The sequence below is a fragment of the Kribbella sp. HUAS MG21 genome (assembly GCF_040254265.1).
GTDB lineage: Bacteria > Actinomycetota > Actinomycetes > Propionibacteriales > Kribbellaceae > Kribbella.
In genome coordinates this window covers 1,592,113-1,613,089 of the sequence record NZ_CP158165.1, presented here as the reverse complement: position 1 = coordinate 1,613,089, position 20,977 = coordinate 1,592,113, and the positions used below count along the sequence as shown (strand labels likewise).

Annotated in this window: 10 protein-coding genes; 1 reads left to right on the top strand and 9 read right to left on the bottom strand. The window is 64.9% G+C overall.

Annotated features, from left to right (window positions below):
• Positions 1-533: 533 nt before the first annotated feature.
• The 5 genes from ABN611_RS07770 to ABN611_RS07750 form a co-directional block, all read right to left on the bottom strand.
• Positions 534-2,672: a 3'-5' exonuclease gene (locus ABN611_RS07770; RefSeq protein WP_350279112.1), complete on the bottom strand. Its 2,139-nt coding sequence runs from the start codon at positions 2,670-2,672 to the stop codon at positions 534-536.
• Positions 2,673-2,725: 53 nt separating this feature from the next.
• Positions 2,726-9,091, bottom strand: coding sequence for a DEAD/DEAH box helicase (locus tag ABN611_RS07765; RefSeq protein WP_350279111.1), 6,366 nt, complete (start codon positions 9,089-9,091; stop codon positions 2,726-2,728).
• Positions 9,088-13,707, bottom strand: a complete 4,620-nt coding sequence (locus tag ABN611_RS07760; RefSeq protein ID WP_350279110.1) for a DNA methyltransferase — start codon at positions 13,705-13,707, stop codon at positions 9,088-9,090. The genes ABN611_RS07765 and ABN611_RS07760 overlap by 4 nt, the downstream gene beginning before the upstream one ends.
• Complete coding sequence (locus ABN611_RS07755) at positions 13,707-16,565, bottom strand: SNF2-related protein (protein WP_350279109.1); 2,859 nt, start codon at positions 16,563-16,565, stop codon at positions 13,707-13,709. Before ABN611_RS07755 ends, ABN611_RS07760 begins: the two co-directional genes overlap by 1 nt.
• A 630-nt stretch (positions 16,566-17,195) precedes the next feature.
• Entirely contained in the window at positions 17,196-18,212 is a 1,017-nt protein-coding gene (locus ABN611_RS07750) for a LysR family transcriptional regulator (protein WP_350279108.1), read from the bottom strand.
• Between the two features lie 70 nt (positions 18,213-18,282).
• Here ABN611_RS07750 and ABN611_RS07745 point away from each other — a divergent pair, with 70 nt between their 5' ends.
• A complete protein-coding gene (locus ABN611_RS07745) occupies positions 18,283-19,461 on the top strand; it encodes an MFS transporter (RefSeq protein WP_350279107.1) in 1,179 nt (392 codons plus the stop codon).
• Here the strand turns inward: ABN611_RS07745 and ABN611_RS07740 are convergent.
• Genes ABN611_RS07740 through ABN611_RS07725 form a run of 4 tightly spaced genes read right to left on the bottom strand, consistent with a single transcriptional unit; the run spans position 19,455 to position 20,962 of the window.
• Positions 19,455-19,931: a hypothetical protein gene (locus ABN611_RS07740; protein ID WP_350279106.1), complete on the bottom strand. Its 477-nt coding sequence runs from the start codon at positions 19,929-19,931 to the stop codon at positions 19,455-19,457. The genes ABN611_RS07745 and ABN611_RS07740 overlap by 7 nt on opposite strands.
• A 5-nt stretch (positions 19,932-19,936) precedes the next feature.
• Positions 19,937-20,512: a hemerythrin domain-containing protein gene (locus ABN611_RS07735; protein WP_350279105.1), complete on the bottom strand. Its 576-nt coding sequence runs from the start codon at positions 20,510-20,512 to the stop codon at positions 19,937-19,939.
• Between the two features lie 31 nt (positions 20,513-20,543).
• Positions 20,544-20,717, bottom strand: a complete 174-nt coding sequence (locus tag ABN611_RS07730; RefSeq protein ID WP_350279104.1) for a hypothetical protein — start codon at positions 20,715-20,717, stop codon at positions 20,544-20,546.
• Positions 20,718-20,770: 53 nt separating this feature from the next.
• A complete protein-coding gene (locus ABN611_RS07725; protein ID WP_350279103.1) occupies positions 20,771-20,962 on the bottom strand; it encodes a hypothetical protein in 192 nt (63 codons plus the stop codon).
• Between the last annotated feature and the right edge of the window lie 15 nt (positions 20,963-20,977).

The following is a 20,977-nucleotide window of genomic DNA, read 5'->3' as shown; positions in this document are numbered from 1 at the left end:
CATGCTCCGATATCGACCCCACTGCCCCCACCCCCAAAATCTGTGTCTCCAACACTGGCAGACCCCTCCGACACTCCCTGAGCAGAGTGTTTCCGGAATCCGCGGCCGTCGAAGCGATGCTCGGCATCGAGACCACGGTTCCCCCCGGGTCATCTCAGCGAGCACAGCGCTCCATGCATGTCATCGCGAGTCCGTATGCTCACCCCGATCCTCGAACTGAGCAACCTCGAACTTCAATACCTTGGTGCCTCCGAGACCATCCGTGCTGTGGCATCTGGTATTCCGTCCTGAGAGCGCGCCCGGATGCCTCGTTGGGCTTGAGTAGCACGTTCCAGGCGTCCGCGATCCGCGGCGCGTCGGTCTGGTCGGTGCAATCCATTCGAGCCTTGGCCCTGAGCCTTCTGGGGAGCGGTGGGATTCAGGTCTGAACGGCGCGGCGTCTTCAGGGTGTGACTTGACATGGGACATCGTCCAGATGCCGGTTGTCGACTGACATCTGATGCGGGGGCAACTGGTGTCGTCCAAGCGGGCGCTCATCCTGGAAGCAACTCGCTGCGCGACCCGCTCCACATGATCACCAACTCGTCTCGGGCACGAGTAGCCGCGACATACAGTAGTGATCGTTCCCGCAACAGAATCTCAGACCGTTCGGCATCGGACGCGTTCTTCAGCACATATCGCGCCGGGGCATGCGCGTCGTTGACATCGAAGAGCAATACCCGGGAGAACTCCATACCCTTCGCGCGGTGCATTGTCATCACGACCGGCTGGCCCGCAGGTATGCGAGGGCCGTCGACCAGTCGGACGCGTACGCCGCGCTCCTCCATGCCCCGCACAACCTGGCTGGCAAGTTGTGCGTCTCGGACCAATATGCCGAGCGTCTCGGGCTTGTCGACCTCGCCGAGCCACTCCCTGACGATGTTCGCAGCTGACTCGAGCTCGTCGACCAATGACCCTGCTGAGATCAGTCGTGGCTCCGGTCCCGAACGCGCGGACCGATACGTTGCCGACGATTCCGGCTCCTCCTCCAGATCGACGTAGTCGGCGCCAGAGAGCACACCCACAGCCAGACGCAGGTTCTCGAAGGTCGTGCGGTAATTCAGGGTCAGCCGGCGTGACCGACCGACGATCGGGATCCCGTACCGACCCAGCACTACGCGCTGACCATAGATTCGCTGGTGCGAGTCTTCAGCGATGAATAGATCGTCTTCACCGGGCGTGGTCAGTGCACGCAGAAACTGCCAGTGGCTCGGGCTCAGGTCCTGGCCTTCGTCGATGAGCGCGTGATCCACCCGCGGTCCGCGAAGTTTCAGCCATGCCGCGGCCACGGCGGCGGCTTCGGTGAAGTCGATGCTGCCGTTGATGCTAGCGCGAGCCCGATAAGCCGAGACCACGTTCCACACGGCCTGTCGCCTGGCCCGATCGAGCGCAACGCCGCGACCCTGACGTCTGGCCCGGAGATAATCGTCCGGAGACACAATCTGCTGCGGCAACACAACCATTGCGTACTCCGCGATGAAGAACGTCGGACTGCGCAGGTCGTCTGGCAGTTCCGGTCCGCTGGCATCGATCGCTTCCTGCCACGCTTCGGAGGCGGTGCGTCGGCTGATGGTGGTGCTCCGGGGCCCGAGAACAGTTGCGACGGCCTCGGCAACGTCGTCGCCAGCAGCCTTTAGAACTGCGCTGACCGCCGCGTCGACACCTGTCACGTAGATCCCCGAGTCGCCAAGTTCGGAAGCAACAGGCAGTGACGGGTCGAGCCGGCGAAGATCAGTCCGCAGTGCGTCGGCAAGCGTTCGCGTGTACGTCGTCAGCATTACTCGGGCATGCCTACAACCCTGCGCGAGGTGGCGCGCACGGTGCAAAAGGACGACAGTCTTTCCGGTGCCAGCACCGCCCGACAAGCGGAAGGCACCGCGGTACGACGTCGTCGCGTACTTGCGCTGCTCCGGGTGCAGGAACACGCGCCACGCATCAAAGTCGTTATCCTCGATCGCCCGTCGCAGCTCGTCGTCATCTTCGATAAAGGCGAACTGCAAGCGTGCCGCCGGGTGCTGCAGTGCCCACAGAAGTCGGTCGTCCGCGCCGACGCTCAGCTCCGCTGGCGCGGCCTCGCCGATGCCGAGCGCCTCCTTGACGTCACTGAGACCGTCGCCCTCAGCAAGGCCGAGCAGGGCAAGCCCTTGCCATTCGACTGCCCGCTCGGCTATCTCCATCAGTTCATCCTGCGACGTTGCTGCGAGCGCCTGCTCGGCAATCGATTGGTCGATGCCGAGCTCGTCGACGAGAGCCTGGGCGTCGAAGCCCCTCTCGACCAGTATCGGAGCGACAACCGGCGTGATCCGCGATTCGGCCGGAACCGGTGCTGGCGCGGAGGGAGCAGGCACGGGCTCGGATGTGATCAGCTCGGCAATCCCATTGACCGGATTGACGGAGAGAGACGTCTGCTTCGCGACCTTGATCGCATCGTCGTGGGGCCACACACCGAGATAGATGTAGTGCGCGTCCTGACCCTGTCCCTGCACCTTGAACAACACCGCACGGTAGAAGCTGTCGACCCGTCCGGTGCGAACTCGAGGATCGGCCGCGTTCATGATCGGCTCGATATGCAAACCGGGAATCGAGTCGTCGTCAGTCAGTTTCTCGAGGAATGCGTACGCCGACTTCCGCACGGATGGCTCCAGCTTTGGCGCATCACGGTGGGGGCTGATTACAATCTGCGGCACTACCGATCCCCTCCTGTCGATCCCACTGCGACGATGATGGCCTCAGGATCGTCTCGGACGACTTTCCAGTGGTCGGCCTCAAGGTCGATCCGATCCTGAGCTGCGAGGTCGATGTCGACGGCGATTCGGCGATCGGGCCAGCTGAGCACGATTGGGATGCCGTCCGCTGACTCGAAACCTTGCACGGGCGGCGGATCTACCGTTCGCTCCGCGAGAGCAATGAGTAGTTCCCGTTCGCGATCGCTGATCGCGTGGTCAACCAGCGCTTGCCACTTCGCGGGAAGCAACTGCGCCGCCGGCTGCTCGGGCCGCAATGTCGTTGGATGGACAATCTCAGCGTCCACCCGACTGACAGTACCTACCGTCACAGGTAGGCCGCGGAGGTTGAGAAGATTGCTCATCCGCAGCCACTCACGCCAGGCCGGCTCGTGCTCGCGTCCTACCTGTTCGTGGCGGTCGTCGAGCATCAGCGCGACCTCTGTCGCGGTGTGATTGATCTGTCGTGCCACAACAGCCATGGTGTCGAATTCCCAGGCCCATCCCATCGCCGGACCTGACGAGTCCCGACGACCGACGAGAAGGTCGACCGCTACCCTGGCTAATGGCTGCTCGGTAGAGGACTTGATCGGGGTCGACTTTCCAGCAAGGAAGAACGGCATCCACTTTGCGAGACTCGCCATCGACTCCGGGTCCGGCTGCTGGATCCATTGCACGAGGTAGTCGACCGGCCCCTTCCCGAGTAGTTCTACTGCAGCCGGTGCCAGTTCACCACGCGAGTAGGCAACGATGTCGCCGACCTTGGCTGGGTCCAGCCAGTCGGGATGTGACGCCTTCCCCTGCTGGGCCTGCTCAAGGTCATCCCAAGTGACCGCGAGCACGACCCATCCTGCGTCGCGCAAATGGCGCCGCTTGACCGCGTCCTCGGCGATCCTGTTGATCGACGGCGAGGCGTGGTACTGCCAGCCGTCCGTGAAGATCGCCACGCCAGGGATGCCCATCTGGTCGCAGCGCAGTACGAAGTCGGGCCTCGAATCAAGCACCATCTGCTGGGGCTCGAGCGTCCACAGTCGCTGACTTCCACCGATGCGGATAACCGCGCGGTTGCCCTGCGGACCCGGAGTATCGGTTACCGCTGCGCCTACGGTCGCCAAGCGCTCCAGCAACACAGCTCGGAATCGCTGCTCCAGCACTGTCTCGGGATCGAAAATGGCCGGTTGCTCCTCCGTACACGCCCACGTCATCGTCTCGGCCGGCTCGACCTCCGTGTCACCGGAGGCCAGGATAATGCGCAGGTGACGCTCGGCGGCAGCGCGAGAGACAACCCGCGCGTCGCCGTACGGCGTGAATGGCAGCAGGCATCGGTGGCACGCCAGCCGCTGTTCGCTGGCACACTCGCAGTCGCGCACGATCTTCCACGCGGTGTGCAGGATTTCCCACACGACGGCCGGATCGGCCAACTCCGCGAGGTATCCCGTTCCGCCCGGCACGACGTCGTGCAGAAGCAAGGCCGCCGCGTTCTCGGACCCGTCGCTGTATGTCGGATCAACGACAGCGGCGACGTCGATGTGATCTGGGGTTCCGCCGATCCGTTCGCGCAGGCCGAGCAGGATCGCGGCCGACAGGCTCGGAACGGCGAAGCGGTCGCCGAGCGTCACCGTTGCCGGCAGGCGCAGGACGATGCCTTCCGTGACGAGCGTCCGGCCCAAGGTGATGTCGCGGGTGTCCTCGTTCGTCGCGGTTCGCAGTGGACACCAAGGCCGGTGCTCCTGTCGCGTGTTCGCGCGGGATGCCTGGTCGAGCTTGCCGCATGCGGAGCACACCCGGAACGACGAGGCAGTGTACTCGTTGCCCGAGATGGTCCGAGCTCCGCCGTGTGCGGTGGCCTTGCCAAGGTTGAACCAGCGGATCGTCAAGTCACGGAGGTGCTTGGCGCCGAAGCCGTAACCCTCGACGTACCAGCGCTTCGTGACGTGGTCCGGGTCGATGTCCGCTGAGACGGCCACGGTGAAGCGCTCGGTGTGTCGCTCGTCGTCCCGGTCGGTGATGACGGCCTCATCACGGCGCATCTCCGACGAGACCCGCTCGAGCTCAACGACCTCGAGGCGTTGCCGTACGTCCGCGATCCCGGCTGAACCGCAGCGCGGACACAGTGTGACGCCGTCGACAGCGGAGGCAGTGAGGTCTTGGCAGTAGCCGCACTCCGGACACAGCACGACCGTGTGGATCCCCTCAGCGCGTTGCCCGAGGTCGACAGAATCGATCCGAATCTCATGTCCCCCGGCGTAGAAGACGGAACCGGGTGCGAACTCGCGCAGGGCCATTGCGGCGCCGCGCTGGTAGCTGTGCGGCTCGGTGCGGTATTCCCCTGTGTCGGCGTCGATCCACGAAAGTCCGACGTTGAGGACCACCGTGTCATCGAGAAGCGTGTAGTTCGGCAGCAGACCGAACTCCTCGAGGACACCGATCCAATACTCGCCCCGTAGCTCCGCCAGCTGTGCCAGGACGAGGCGGCGTGATGCCTCGGCTGTCCGGAATGCACGCTTGTCGTCGTCCGTGGCGGCCGGCGATTCCGCGCGTTGCATCAACTCGGGAAGGCTTTTCACGATTGTCTTCTCGCGGTATTGCAACGTCTCTATCGTGTGGGTGAAGCGCCGGGACTCGGTGTTCAACCGGATGGCGAGCGGACTCGTCCCCGCACCGGACGTGGGCGTGACCCAGTCCCGCAGGGCATCACGCGCCGCGTCGCCGAGCATGGAGAAGCCACGGAGGAAGGCGTCGAGATGGATGTCCGCGTTGGCCTCCGCCTCGGTCATCAGCGCGTGCAGCCAGCTCCCCTCCTCGATGCTGCCCAGCGCCGCACTGGCTCGCTGCGGCGTGGTGACCGTGCCGGAGCGTGCGAGGTAGTCGGCCACGGAAGCGAGGTACTGGCGGCGCAGGATCTCTTCCGCGCGCAAGTACGTCGCGGGCGGTCGCACCTGACCATTGATTACAGACAGCGGATCGCCGAGACGCGGCAGTTGCTCGCCACGCCCGCGGACGAAGGCAAGGCTGAGCGCGTTACCGGTCAGCCGCCCTGCACGGCCCACACGTTGCAGGTACGACGCAACCGACCGTGGTAGCGAGGCGAGCATGACCGTCGATAGGTCGCCGATGTCGATTCCCATCTCGAGCGTCGGCGTCGCGACGAGGACATTCGGTGACTGCGGTTGGGCTGCGTGCTGCCGAAAGCCCTTCTCGTACGCCAGCCGCGTCTTGTCCTCGAGCAGACTCGTGTGCTCGCGCGCCACGACCCGGTGGATATTCGGCGAGGCATACATCTGGCGGTAGAAATTGTCGCCACGCCCGGTCCGTTCGAGTGAACCGTTGCATCGGGCAACCGTGCAGGGCGCGCCGGCCAACTGGTCGATGACGCGGGTCGTTCCTGGGACCTGGGTGCGGCATACCGTGCAGGTCAGGAGATGCCGTCCGTCCTCCAGTGCCGCGAGGTCGATGGGTTCGACGAGAACCGAGGAGGGTGCGATCTGGTAAATCTGCGCGCCGCTCTTGGTGGCGACGGCCGTGATCACGCCCTCTGTGGCCATCCATTGCAGCAGCAGGCGCCCTAGCTTCGCGCCTTCCGCGGATGGAACCCCCAAGCACTTGGCGGTCCAGGCCGCGTACCAGGACTTTGCGCTTGTGACCGGGTCCAGGTCGGACTCGCGGATCTGTGCGGCGCCCCCGATGCGCGGGTAACCCGGTGCTGCGCGGCCGCGCGGAAAGGCGGGCATACCCTGCTCGCGAGGCCGACCTCCCCAGATAGAGTATCTGGCGCCGTCGTCGTTGATGTAGCGCTTAAACCAGTCATGCTCCAAGGCCCCGCGCTCGCGCATGCGCTCCAGCACGCCACGTGCCCACGCGATCTTGCTGCGGCCGTCGACCCCGTTGGAGCCGTCGAGCGTTCCGCCGTACTCGGAGATGACGCGATCCGCGGCCCGTGCCAGCACAAGCGCAGGGGCGCTCACCTCGGCCGCCAAGCTTCCGGTCAGCTCTAGAGTTCGTCCGACCCGGGACTGCAAACCGAACTCGAGGACTGCGTCGAGCAGAAGCCGACGGCGTACGCGCTTGCTGACCCCTGGAGTCACGGTCCGCAGGTTGTCGGCCTTCCAGAACTGCTCGAAGTTCGCGCGGTCGGCAACCTCGGGCGGCAGGATCCGGTAGCGACGATGTGGGTCGTCACCCGCCTGGTTGATGACCTCTCCGACGAGGTCCTCCAGGTTGATTGGCTGGTCTCCGACGGCCTCACGGAAGACAGCACGCAAAGTCAAGCTGTGCGAGCGGCTTTGCACGAAGCCGGCGCGGTGCGCGGCGTCCTGCACGCTGTCGGTAAAGACAAGCGCCTTCTTCTCGCTGGTGTCTAGGCCGGCTGCGCCGAAGATCGTGGACAGCGACACCGAGAGAACAGTGGCGATGGCAGAACCGAGGAATCGCATCCCGTCGTTCTGCTCACAGGACGGGCAGACGTCCTTGGTCGACAGCGTTCCGGCGTCGCTCGTCGTGTGGGTGAGCACGGGGAGAATTCCACCGGAGCGCAGCTCCTCCTCGTCGTCAGGGCGGCGCGCGACCAGTCGACGGTGCCGGACCTCGAACCACATCAGCCCGTCGATGTTCTCGCCGTTCGCCACCAGGTCGCCCTCGGTCGGTGCGTAGATGAGCGATCGGAAGCGCTCGTCGCCGCTGACCCGGCGTCGCCAGATGCCCTCGATGTCGTTGTCGAGATCATGTCCGGTCGGCGCGAGCACAACGCCCCAGCCCGAGCGGCCGCAGTGCCGGCAGTACATGGCCGGGAGGCCAAGGCCGTGTTCGGACGATGTGGATTCATCGGGCTCGGTGACCTCCCCGTCATCGACCCATCGGTAGTGCGGCGTGGGTGTCGCTGTGCGGTGGACCCGCGTCAGCTCGCGGATCCACAGGTGTGTGTCAACCGACAGAGCATCGCGGCCGACGACGGCACGCACGTGGCTCAATGCGGAGACCACGTCACGGACGATTGCCTCGGCACTCGCCTGGTCCGGATCGGCCGGGATACGGTCGGGGTCCCAGATGTGGTCGGTGAGATCCCCTACGGCGACCGCCTGCGTGGCGGCGGCCGTGAGTCGGCGCGTCAACGGGTGGGCCTTGACCAGGTCGAGCAGCAGGCTCTCGTCGGCCGTGGCTGGGTCCGGCCGAACAGCACCGTCGCTGTAGAGCTCAGTGAGGACCGCCTCGGCTCGGGTTCGACCGTCGGCGTCTGGTGGGAGCCGATCGACGGCGGTGATGATCCTTGTGGTGAGGTCGTTGTCGACCTCGTACGCCTGAAGTTGTTGCGCGGCAACGCGTTCGGCGGCGCCTGCAGCCCACTCGTCGTACGTCAGTCGCGACTCGGTGATGACGGCATCCCCACCGAACTCTTCGCCGAAAACCGTGCGCGCGAAATCGAGCATTGCAACCGGGTCATTCTTGTCCCCAAGAGTGGCCGACGTGGCGACCGGCGTAACACGGCCGAGCGGCCTCGCCCGGTCCGCGTCTGTGAGTCGCGGGTCGTCGTCCGACCAGTAATGCTTGAGCGCCAGGCCGAGCCGGCGCAACAGCATCGCGACGTCGGTGCCTTGTGCACCGTCGTACGTGTGGAACTCGTCGAGAACGAGATACTGCAGGCTGTGCGAACTCTGCTCCCACAGCGGTGCATCGTCGGCGCGTAGCAGGAGCTGGTCCAGCATCTTGTAGTTCGTGAGCAGGATGTCGGGCGCGGTATCGCGGATGACGTGTCGGTCGTTGATGAGGCCTTCGGGGCTGACCTTGGTGCGCTTGACGTCGTCCTGTCCGGTGTAGAGCGCGGCCTTCACGCCGGCGAGTGCGTCGTGATCGGTGATGAGCTTGGCAAGGCGTGCGGCCTGGTCATTGGCGAGCGCGTTCATCGGGTAGAGGATGAGTGCCTTCATCCCGGTCACGCCGGCGCGCTGCGCACGCAGCACATGGTCCAGGATCGGGTACAAAAACGCCTCCGTCTTGCCCGATCCTGTACCGGTCGTGACGAGCGTGGGTAACGGGCGTGTCTTGTCAGGACCGAGATCAGCGCTGCTGAGGCGCGCGAACGCCGCTGCCTGATGACCGTACGGCGTGGGGCCCTCATACCAGTCGAGGTGGTTCCGCCAGCCCTCATCGGCGGGCCGGAACGGTAGGCGAAGGCGGAGATATGGACCCTTGAAGATGCCGTTGTCCGGGTCGGAGACGAAGTCGGTCAGCGACTGGCGGGCGTCATCGTCCGCGAGGGTGAATGTTGTGCCGAGGTAGTCCAGGAGGGCATCGCGGATCGCGTTAGCCTGGATGGTCGGGAGGAGCTCGCTCACGACCGCTCCGCGAGGATGCGCTTGAAGTGCTCGTATGCGACCCGCATGTCCTTCTCCCGGTCAAGCGTCACGAAAGGCAGCTCATAGGTGTAGACGCTGCCGCCCGGATGCCGAGCGGTCCGTTCCTCCTCGGTGATGTCGTCACCCTTGACCCGCCAGACCTTGAGCACCTCCTGCGGCACGAGCCGCCCGGTTGCGTCGTACAGATCCCGCCGGGTGTCGTACCCGTAGAGCACCGGAAACTGCGTGCGATAAACGGTACAGAGTTCATCCGCGGTGAGCCCGAGCATCAGCGCCACGAGAGCGTCGACTTCGACGAGTGCTTGCCGACGGTCCGCGGCGATCCGCAACGGCGTGTCCGCGGTCCAGTCGGGGCCGACATCTCCGAGCGGCCGCCGCATCGCATGCGCACGTCCAGTCGTCCATGTGTCACTCGCAAAGGACAAGTCGAAGCAGGCCGCCCAGAGGTCGGCATAGGCGGCGGTCACGCTGTTGAGTCGCAGAGTCCGCAGCACGAGTTCAGGCTCAAGCGCGTGGTCGACGACGATTGGAAGACGTTTCACGGCTCCAAACAACACAGCAGACTTCGGTACGGATCGAATAGCCGAGTCGCAGATAAGGGACGATAGGTATGCCGCGATAGTCACCAGGGATCGCGGCGACTCGGCTGGCATGCCAACTGAGTACACGCTCTGGCTCAGCTGTGCAGGCCCCGGCGGTATCAACGCCGGAATCAACGTTCGTTCACCAGTGTTGGCCGCCATGCTTCGCCAAGCGACGCGATAGTGGTCACGAGCGGCGATCTCGCCGGTCTCGCCCCAGTGAGTGTACGCGGCGTTGTACCGATCACGTTTCCCTGACGGCTTATACGCAGTTACCGGCAACGCGTCTGGCTCAAGCGACTCGAAATCAGTCTCAGTCCAGTCGCGGTGATGCTTCATTGACTTGTTTGGCGTCTTGTAGAGCGGTGTCGCGACGTACAGGTGTGGTCCCTGCAGGATCACGTCGCGCCATGACTCGGCGGTTCCCCAGCGCTTTGTGAAGAAGCCGCCACGGAAGTCCGTCGTTTCGTTCCAGCCTTGCGAGAACTCGAGCGCCAGGCTTCCGATTCGTCTTGTCTGAGCGAGCTTGCCCATGACATCGGCCGCCGCCCGGTTGACCGAGTACACCATGCGCGACTGCAACAACGGCACGGAATCGTCTTCCAGTACTTCATGCCACGTCGCAAGCACACGCATGTCCACGGGCACGACCCTGGACCTGTGAGGTCGAAGGTCCCAACGACCCTCATCGTCCTTGATGCCTGGCTCCTCACCGGTCCCGTCATGCTGAAGCGAGCGCGTGACGGTGTCCGGGTGATACAGAGAAGCAGCTTGAATGAACCGCACATCATCGCGGTGCGCCCCGTAGACATTGACACCAAATCGCTTCTGATTCTGGATCTCAAACAGCCCCTGCTCATTAATAAATTGCCAGTGCCTCCGTAGTCGACAGTAGGTCGCTGCCCGAAGCAGGCCAGCCCCCTCGTCGGTAAAGTGAGTCTCGAGGTGGATCAGGGCAATAACGCCCCGCGGCGAGACGTGTGACCAGGTTCGATCCATGAAGCATCGATAGAGGTCGGGACGAAGTCCCTTCAATGTCGGGTATTGCTGCACGTCAGACACAAACTCGCGGATGCCGATCACACTAACGAGATTCGCCAGGTAGTCGTCGAGCGCGTCGGGGACTGCCAGCGTCTGATTCCGCAGTGCGATCTCGCGGTCCTGCGCAAGTTTGCCTTCCAACGCCCACGTGACGTCGTGCTCAGCAAGCACCGCCTTTTCGTCCCAATCGGGCCGCACCCAGGGTGGATTTCCGAGTTGGAGGTCGAAGCCGCCGCGGGCGAAGACGGGAGCGAAGTCGAGATCCCAGTGGAAAAAGCTGTGTTCGTCGGCAACACGAGCACATACGGTCAGCCAGGTGTGCTCGACGAGAATCTTGTTGATGTCAGTCACGCCGGCGTACGACAGATCGAGGTCCTCGGCCTCGCCGAGCTTATCCCAGTCGGCGCCTGAGGCGAAGGTACGCCAGCCTGGCCGCTTGCGTTTCACGTCCGGATCTCGTCCGAGTATTTGCTGACACGCATCGATCCATTGATCCAAGGTCGGCGGTTCGATGTCAGTCTCGGTCAATGGCCAGAACCAGAGCGCGCACCAGGCGTCCATCACCCGGCGCAGTCTGCGGTACGCACCATTGTGGTCTGCGAGCGAATCCTCGATCTCTTCGCGTGGAACATTGCCACGCGATCGCAGATCCTCTGCCCTCCACACCGGGATCGGGCGGCTGGCCTCGGACTCGGCGATCTCCAGCCGCCGGCGGACGAGCTGCCACAGCACCTCGACGCGGGCCGCGATCTCCACCAGCGAGTCGACCTGTTTCTTGCTCGGCTTGGTCTGGATCTGTCTGCGCCAGGATCTCAACGCAGTAAGCGCATCGGGCAACAAAGCCTTGGCTTCTCTGGCCTCGACCGCGGATCCCCACCCGGACGCAGGTAGCAGGAAGTGGTGGATCCGGCCCTCCGCCTCCGTCGAGTCCAGTGCCACGTCCTGCGGCACCGCCGTCAGCCAGGCCTTGCCCTTCTCGCTGACCTGTTCGCGACGGAACACCGCTCGCCGCGCTCCGATGAGTGAATTACCGCGCTTCAAGTGAAGGCCGAACCAGGGCGCCTGCAGGCCCTCCACCATCGTGTCCAGCCACAGCGAGATCTCCGCGAGTTCAACTGCGGTCGCGTTCAGGTCGACGCCGTACACCTGGTGCAGGGCGATCGACGCCTTGACCTCCTGGAGCCGGCGCGGGTAATCCTCGGGATCGATCCGCTCGTCGAGTTCCACCTGCCGACGTGCCAGGTACTCTTCAGCCAGTTGCCGCACCGCCTCAATCGCGAACGCGCCTGAACCCAGTGCAGGCTCACAGATCGTCAACTGGAGGATCTCGGCTGCAGTTGTACGCTTTCCGTCCTGGTCGAGCAACTCCTCTAGAGCCTGCCGCACCGTGAACCGGGTTAGCACCTCAGGTGTGTAGTAAGACGCCGACTGCTGACGCTCCCGCCCGGCCAGCCGGAACACGAAAGTCCCGCGCTCGTGCAGCACCGGATTCGACTGGCCTGTCTGCGGGTCCTCAGCCCTGACGAAATCCGCGGGGCTGATGTCTTCTGACCGCTCGACGGGGACGACCCATGACCCCTTCGAAGCGTCGCCGCCCTTCGCGACCTCGTAGAGATCCGTCTCGGCGAAGAAGCCCGTGTACGACATCAGGCCCTCGTACACCGCCCCCAGTTGGTTAATGCCCAGCTCGGCGTACGAGATGAACCCACGGTCCTTCCCGGTGGACTCCTTGCTCAGCAGCAGATGCTGCAGCACCTGCTGCAGCGCTTCGTTGCCGAGGCCCACCTCATCGATCAGAGCCGTTGCCTTTGGCAAGAAGAGGTCCGCGCGGAGGCTGCGAAACCGAAGGCCCTGCTGGTTGACGGCATCGTTTTCCACGTCGGGCGGTTCGTGCCCTTGGTCGACAAGCCGGAAGAGCACGCCCAGCGACTCGTGCAGGTGCGTGCCACTCTTCGCCTGTGGCGTCGCGAGTTCGACCAGAGTCAAGTCTCGCAGGCGGTCGAGGCCATAGCCGCGCTCGTACTCCGGCGCCCCGGTCGGAAGAACGCCGAGCTCGGGCGACGCCTCGGCGTACAGGAGGAACAGGATCCGGTAGAGGAACCGCAGTGACTGCTTCGCCAACGGTTGCGCCTGAGATGCAGGCAGTGGATCCAGTTCGCCAGCGGCACGGCGTCGTACCACCTCGTTGGCGATGATCTCAATTGACAGCCGCACACCTTCGCGTAGATCCTGTGAAACACCGACGGTGTGCTTGATGGACTCCTCCAGCACGCCGTGCCACCAGATCGCGCCCTCGGCGTCCGGTGCCAGCGACTCCGCCGACACGCATGTCAGGGCCCTATCGACCTCACCGCCGCGTTTGTCGTCGTTTCGCTCGCAGACGAGTTCGAAGTTGACCGCAAGATAACGCCCTTCCGGCCAACGTTCCCGCTCTGCTACCAGCAGCAATCCGCCGGCCATCACGAGCGCCAACGCCGGAGCGTCCTCGGCGACGAACAGCGTCGACAAGATACGAGCGACAGAGCGTAGCTCATCCTTCTCGTCGAGTGCATACGGTGCGAGTAGCGTCTCCGCATCCTTCGCGAGGAGATCGTCGACGGTATCAACCGCTCGTGCCTCGACGATCACCAGCGGAGCACCTTCGGCCAAGCCCGGTGCGCTGACCCTTAGCACCGGTCCCGTCCGCTCGACCTTCAAGCCGCCACCGCCGAATCCGAGGACTTCGTAGAGCCGGCCATAGAGCTCGCCCAGCCCGTCCTGGCGCTCGTCTAGCGTGGCGAGCGTTCGTTGCACCCACGCGCGAGACTCGCTGAATCGGCTGCGGACCGTGTCGTTGCCCGCAGCAACGTCTGCGTCCCAGACCTTACGTCGTTCCAGGACCTTGGCCTGGAACGACTCCTTCCGGGAGTCGGTCGTGAAGTAGTGCTCGCTGATCCAGCCCTCGCCGACGATCAGTGCGTCGCTGACGGTCATCACGCCTCCCCTCGTGGTACGACGACGAGCAGCGGCCGCACGTACGTGCGATCCGGCAGCATCAGTTCCGCCATTGTCCGCTCGTCGTCCACCCGGCGCCGGAGCGCCTTCACCTCCGCGCGCTGGATCAACGCGTCTACCTCCTGATCCCACTCGCGGCTGCGCTCCGCCCAGCGTCGTACCCGCTCTCGCGTGTGGTCGGCCGCCGCCTGGACCAGCACGCCCATCTGGCTCTGCGCCGCCTTTACCGCGGGTGCGATGTATCGCTGGAGATCGGCGGTGTTGCCGAGAGCGCCAGTGTTGACCTGCGATCCTGTGAACCCGACCGACGCCAGCGCTGTTTGCGCCGAGATGTACGGAGTGAGGGGGCTGAAGGCGAGTTTCTCGGAGGCAGGAAACGCGGCGGTGAGGTACGAGGATGCCACCACCTGACCGCGTGTATTCGTCAGCGTTCCCTGTAGGACGACGGTCACGTCGTCTACGTCACCATGCACAGCGAATACCTCGTTGCGACCGAGCACGCTGAGCGCCCGGTCGGTCGACCACTCCAGCACCGGATGTAATGGCGACAGGTAATGCGCCTCGGGCCAGAGGGATGACGACTCGTCCTGTAGTGCCTGCGCGAGTTCCGCTTTGCCCTTGTTTACGGTTGTTGCGAGCCGAAGCTGTTCCGCGACCCGGCGCTCGGCGAGGTACGACTGGGGCAGTACCTCAAGGCGCTGCCGCAGGTCGGGTGTTGGGATCAGCTCGACGATCGAGTGTCGAGTGTGCTCACGCCAGGACACACCGCTCGGCGGTTCTGCATCGGGTGTCTTGAGGAACTCGACCAGTGCCTCCCTGAGGAACGCCAGGTCACTGTCGTAGACGCCAGCCGGCTCGGCGTCCGCCGTCGTTGGCTCATCGTCCGTCGAGTCGGTCCCGAGCAATCGTGCGAGTAGGCCCTCGATTCCGTCCTCTGCGCGGATCTGGTCCGGCGTACGGACCACGTCGTCGAAATCACGCTTGCCGGCGAGTACATCACGGATGGCTCGCTCCTCAGCCAAAACGTCGTACTCGCCCATCAGAGACGCCGAGTCCCCGAGGGCCCGGTGCGCCTCGTGCTCCTTCTCCACCAGGGATCGAAGAATGCGGATATCACCGGCGAACTGTTCGCTGTCCGGGTTGAGCAGCAGGGTGGTGATCTGGGGTGGGTGCTTCTGACCGTACCGGTCGATTCGGCCATTGCGCTGCTCGATCCGTATCAAGCTCCATGGAATGTCGAAGTGGATCAGCTCGTGGCACTGGGTGTGGAGGTTTACGCCCTCAGATGCGACGTCACCAGTAACCAGCACGCGGATCGGGGACGATTCCTGCTTGAACGACTCGACGATCTCCTGCTGCACAACGTCGCTCAGTCCGCCGTGCATGACGACGACCTGGTCCTCGGAGAACCCGAGGTCGGCCCGCAGGCGGTCGCACAGCCAGTGCAGGGTAGGAATCCGCTCCGCGAAGATCACCGCGCGCTCAGTCCCGCGCGGGCGGACGCCGATCCTGTTCAGGTAGTCCACCAGTGCGTCGTACTTGGCCGATCCCGAGTCCTGGGCCTTCACCGCGAGACTGTCCAGGCGGCGGAGCGCTTCAGCTTCGTGCCGCTGGTCCGAGCTCAGGGTGGTACCCAATCCTCGGAGTCGGTTCGCGATGGAGTCGCGCAGCGCTGCTGGGGATGAGAGGAATGCCTTCGCGAGAGTCCAAGGGAACAGGACCGAGGTTGCACCGCTGTACGGGCTCGAACCCGACGGTGGGAACAACCAGGTCTGCTCGAGCTCAGCAACGATGGCGTTCTCCGCGTCCGACGCTGGGACGAGGATGTTTTGCGGCTCACGGCGCTCTGCCCAGTTGGCGCCGACCACACTCGCCACATCGGGACTGTGTCGGTGCCGCCGGATAATCAGCCGTTTGAGGTCTTCCTCGACGAGGTCACCGTTCGGCCGGACGGCGCTCGGCTCAAGCATCCGGACAAGCTCAGCGAATGACTCCTTGCGGCCGTTGTGCGGAGTCGCTGAGGCCAGGATGAGCGCTTCGGTGCGCTCGGCGAGGAGCCTGGCGAGGCGGTTGTTCTGCGCGGCGGAGTTCGTGACGTTGTGGGACTCGTCGATGACCACCGCGTCCCAGCGCTGCTTCTGCAAGTGCGCGAGGTAGCGGTCGCTCTTGAGCGTGTCGATTGAGATGATCACGCGCTTGTAGTAAGTGAACGGGTTGCGGCTCGCCGGCAGCTTCTGTCGGATACGCTGAATCCCGAGGGAGTCGAGCCGGACGAACGGCAGCGCGAACCGAGTCCAGAGCTCGAACTGCATCTGTTCCAGCACGTGTCGGGGTGTCACGACCAAGATGCGCTCGCCACGACCGCGTCGTACGAGCTCGGCCAGGATCATGCCGATCTCTAGCGTCTTGCCGAGGCCGACGGCGTCGGCAAGCAAGATGCGCGGACGAAGGTTGTCAGGGTGGAGAGCCTGGCGAACCGCCGTCTGCTGGTAGGCGAGCACATCGGCGAGCCCACGCGTCGAGACCGTGAGGGCGGGATCATTCAACGGGACCGGCGTCTTGCGGAGAGTGGCTTCAAGCCACAGTCGGGTACGTCGAAACTGCGGACTGTCGTCCCCGATCACCTTTGCTGCAGCCGGATCAAGCGGCTTGATCACATCGAGTGCGGTCGAGAACGTAGCCTCTGTCTCGCGCACCAGCTCTGAAAGGCCCTGGACATGGACGAAGTGGCCATCATTGGCCGGCTCCACAGCCGTGACTAGCCATTCCTCATCGCGAACGACAACGACGGCCCCCGGGGCGGCTGAGAAGCTCTCGCTCTTGTAGTTAGCACTCACAGAAGCACCCTACGGTCACGCGTTGCAGTCATCCGTAGGTAGTCAACCACGCGCATGCCGTCATCGAGAAGGCTGAGACGTCCACCCGTCAAGTGCCGGCCCCCAAGTATGCCGTCGTACCCGCGCCCAGGTCTCGTCACGGTTCGTGAAGCGAGATGCTGACGCGCCCCCAGTGTTACATCGGAGGTATCGAGGCCTCGTGACGAACTGTTACATCATTGGAGCGGCTGATGCAGATCTGTGATCTGGCCCGAGGGTTGGGCGCACTGTAGGGCTGGAGAAGTCGCCCTGCTCGAACCGGCTGACAAATCGCTGAGCGTTGCACAGCTGGCCTACGTGGCTGTACACGAACCAGCCTGAGGTGTTCGGACCGGTGAAGCGTGATCCGTGGCATTCCGCAGCCGGTTCGCAGCCCGACTGACTAGTGCACTCCGTCGGCCAGAGTCGGCCTTTTACTCGGCACAATCAGTAGGAAGCGCTGATTGTGTACGATCACGAATGCGAAGCCCCGGGTGTGTGAATCTGCAGGTCACGGATAGGTTTGGCAATTGATGGCAAACGATGAGTGCATTCTTGTCAGGCTCCGCGGGTTGTGGGTTCGAGTCTTACGGAATCTGCGGAAAGCGCAGGTCAGGGCGCATGTGAGCGCGGCGGCTTGCCGCTGAACTCAGCACTTGCTCCGCCTATTGGGTTGGCAGGACTCTGTGGGTTTCTGGTCTTGGGTGGGTCATCGTTCAGGGAGCCGTGGTGGTGGCCGATCTCGGTCAGGGCTGTCATCGTGGCGGCGACTGTGGGGGTTCGTTCGCCGGTGCGGCAGGCGGCCTGGATGTGGCGATGTTCGTTCTGGAGTCCGCGGAGGGGTTTGATCGCGAGTTGGTCGGGCTCGAGGACGACGTTCAAGCGGTGGGCGAAGGCGATTCCGGCGCCCGCGGCGACCAGTGCCTGGGCTTCGATCGGTTCGTCGCCGTTGCCTGCCAGTCGGATCGACGGATCGGCGTCCGTCAGCGTCAGCAGGCGATCGATCATCCGAGCGGCGGAACCTGTATGCGCTCGGATCCAGGTTTCGTTTCCGAGGTCCGACAGTTGCACGGCCGGCCTGTCTGCCAGCCAGTGCCGGGCCGGTAGCAGCACGGTGAGCGGATCGTCGAACAAGGTGACGATGTCGACGTTCTCCGTGGGTCCGGCCGGTTCCTGGGCGTGCTCGAAGACCAGCGCCACATCGAGCGCTCCTCGGACCAGCTTCGTGAGCGCTTCCTCGCGGTTCACCAGGTCGTCGGCGATCGTCAGACCGGGGTGCCGTTCCTCGAGCAGGAAGGCCAGTTCCGACGACAGGTGCACAAGCGCCGAGAAGAACGAGCCCAGCCGAATCGTGCTGCCGCGCAATCCGGCCAGCTGACCGACCTCCCACTCCGCGAGCGCCAGCCGGTTCAGGATGGCGTCGGTGTGCCGAAGGAGCAGTTCGCCCGCCTCCGTCGCGCGCACACCACGGTGCGTTCTGACCACCAGCTGCGCACCCACGCAACGCTCTAGTGATGACACCTGGCGGGAGACCGCAGGTTGCGTCAGATGCAGTGCTTGGGCGGCAGAGGAGAACGAACCATGCCGCACGACAGCCCGGAGCGTCGCGAGCTTCTCCACGTCAAGCATGTCGCCAGCTTAGAACTGCCATGCTCAATCCCTATTTGAGGTATGGAACGCCGTCGGTTCGACTGGACAGATGAACCGACCTGCGGGATCGCACCGAGCAGTGCTGGTCGTCTTCCTGGTTACGGGGTTCGTGTCGGCGACGTGGGCCGCTCGGCTGCCCGCGACGCAGGAACGGCTCGAGCTGTCGGCAGGCCGCCTCGCGTTCGTTGTACTGGCCATCGAAGGTGGTGCGTTGGTGGGCCTGCCGTTGGGCGGACACCTTGCCGATAGGTACGGCAGCCGTCGTACGCTCGCCGTCGGCATGGTCGGGTTTCCGGTGTCGCTGGGCCTTCTTGCTATTGCGCCGTCGCTGGTCTGGTTGTGTGCGACGGCGATCGTCTGGGCCGTGATCAACAGCATCCTCGACGTCGCGATGAACAGTGCCGGCGTCGAGTTGGAGGTGCGCCGAGGACGGTCGTGCATGGCGCGTCTGCACGCCGGCCACAGCGCGGGTCTGCTGGTCGGCGGGCTCGGAGCGGTCGCTGCCGCCACGATCGGCGGTCCACTGTGGGGACACTTCATCGTCACGGCCTTCCTCGCCCTCGTCGCGGGGTGTGCCGCCACGGCAAGATTGCCGGCCTTCGAGAACGGTCGTCGCCCACCGCGCCGGGAGATCGGCCGCGACCGGCGGCTGATGCTGCTCGGCGCTGTGGCGTTCTGCGGGTTCCTCGTCGAAGGCGGCGCCGGCAACTGGGCCGCGGTCGACGTACGGAATCACCACGGCGCACCGGCGGCCGTGGCCGCCTTGGCCTACACGTTCTTCGTGGTGACGCTGACAGTCACGCGGTACGTCGGCGATGGCCTGGTCAGCCGGTTCGGCCGGGTCAAGGCAGTCCGGGCCGGCGGCCTGTTGGCCGGTCTCGGCACCGTCGTGGTGATTGCTGCCCCGAACACCACGAGCGCGATCGGGGGCTGGGGTACCGTCGGCGCGGGAGTTGCGCTCCTTGCTCCGACCGTCCTGGCAGCGGCAGGGCAACCCGAAGCCCGACCCGTCTCGAGTAGTGCCCGGCAAAGTCACAGCGGAGGCTCGTCGAGCATTGCGGCGGTCAGCACGATGGGGTACTTCGGGTCGTTCAGCGGTCCCGCCTTGATCGGTGTGATCGCGGACCGCGTCGGCCTGACGGTGGCTATCGGCGTGCTGAGCCTGGCGGCGCTGGCAGCCATCGTGCTCGCCGGGCCTGCGCTGACCTCAGGCACCAGGCGTCATTGATGGTCGAGGTGGTCCAGGACCCAAGTTGTGGTCAGGCCGTAGGCGAGGTGGGGGACGGCGTCCGCGAGCCAGTCCGCGGTGGACCAGTCGCGGGGGTTCGTGATTTTCAGGGCCGTCATCGGAGCGTTGGCGCCGATCATCGCGCCTGCTGAGGCGAGTAGGCCGCCGGCTACGGGGCCGGGGGTGATTCCGGTTCGGCGTACTAGTGCCAGCAGGGTTCCGAAGGTGACTCCGGTCAGGAGGCCGCCTAGGGAGCCCAGGGCTGAGATGCGGTTCGCGCGTTGGGCGGCGGTGCCTGGGATTGGGATGCCGAGGTGGGAGGCGAGATGCTCCACCGTGCGGTTCGGCGTGCTGCTGGCGGGGCGGCCGCGTAGGGTCATGTCGAGGTACGTCGTTGCGTTCAAGGCCGTCGTACCGGCTGCGCCGGCTGCGGCGCCGCGTACCAGCAGTCTCACTGTCTTCGATGTCATCGTCTTCAGTCGCGGTTGCGGCCGGACAGCGCGTCGCGCAGCTTGTCGATCATTCCGACGCCTGAAGAGAGGATCAGGTTGGCCGGGGGCTTGTGCGGTGCGGCTGGGTGCGGTCGGGTCGGTGCGGAGGACTTGGCTCTTTCCACCATGCGGCCGAGCTCCTGGAGTACTTCGGTGCCGCAGACGGCCTGCAGCCGCGGCAGCAGCTGTTCCTCCTCGTCCCGGATGTGGTGCCGGACGTCGGCGATCACCCTCTCGACGAGATCGTCGAACCGGGGATCCGTCGCGTCGACACCCTCGAGTTCCTTCAGGAGCCGTTCGACCCCGGCGTGCTCGGCGATCTCGCGGTCGGCCACCGTGTCGCCGTCGGGCAGCGCGCTCCGCGCCGCCGGGTACATGTACATCTCCTCGGCCACGGCATGACGGACCAGCTCGGTGGTCATGTGGTCGGCCAGACTCCGCCGGTGATCGGAGCTGCCCTCACCCAGTTGCAGTTCGGCGAAGATCAGCTCGACCGCGTGGTGGTCCCTGGTGATCACGGTAACGAGATCGTCCTGCGCACCAGGACTCAGATCAGCCATCGGTTACTCCTCCCGCGACCCGGCCGCAGCCTCATTCCGGCGGGCCGATGTCGTCGTCCGGGAGATCACGTTCCTGACTCGCGGTGGCGTCGTCGCGCTGAGGCGCGATCGTGCCGTCCGGCCGTCCCTCGTCCGGAGCCTTCATCGTCGGCTCGGAATCCTGGTCCTCGTACTCAGGCTCAGCCTCGCTCCCGAGATCACTCATGGCAGCTCTGTACCCGGACGCTCACGACCCATGCGGCCGCCGAGCGGCCGCACCTACCGGTTCGGCTGCTCGTCGTCCGGCTCTTCGAGGTCGTCGACCCGGCGGGTCTCTCCCGCGGCGTCGACGGTGTCGGTCTCGCTCGCGTCTCCGGCGACCCGCACGCTGTCCTCGACCGAGTTCACTGCCAGTGCGCTCGGGTCGACATCATCGACGGTAGGACGGTGCTCGTCATCGGGCTCACTCATCGTTTCAACCTCCAG

Bases quoted from the DNA above. Each gene is read 5' to 3' on its own strand.
- ABN611_RS07750 (WP_350279108.1), bottom strand. From the start codon at position 18,212: ATGCTTGACGTGGAGAAGCTCGCGACGCTCCGGGCTGTCGTGCGGCAT.
- ABN611_RS07730 (WP_350279104.1), bottom strand. From the start codon at position 20,717: ATGAGTGATCTCGGGAGCGAGGCTGAGCCTGAGTACGAGGACCAGGAT.
- ABN611_RS07725 (WP_350279103.1), bottom strand. From the start codon at position 20,962: ATGAGTGAGCCCGATGACGAGCACCGTCCTACCGTCGATGATGTCGAC.
- ABN611_RS07760 (WP_350279110.1), bottom strand. From the start codon at position 13,707: ATGACCGTCAGCGACGCACTGATCGTCGGCGAGGGCTGGATCAGCGAG.
- ABN611_RS07740 (WP_350279106.1), bottom strand. From the start codon at position 19,931: ATGACATCGAAGACAGTGAGACTGCTGGTACGCGGCGCCGCAGCCGGC.
- ABN611_RS07735 (WP_350279105.1), bottom strand. From the start codon at position 20,512: ATGGCTGATCTGAGTCCTGGTGCGCAGGACGATCTCGTTACCGTGATC.
- ABN611_RS07745 (WP_350279107.1), top strand. From the start codon at position 18,283: ATGAACCGACCTGCGGGATCGCACCGAGCAGTGCTGGTCGTCTTCCTG.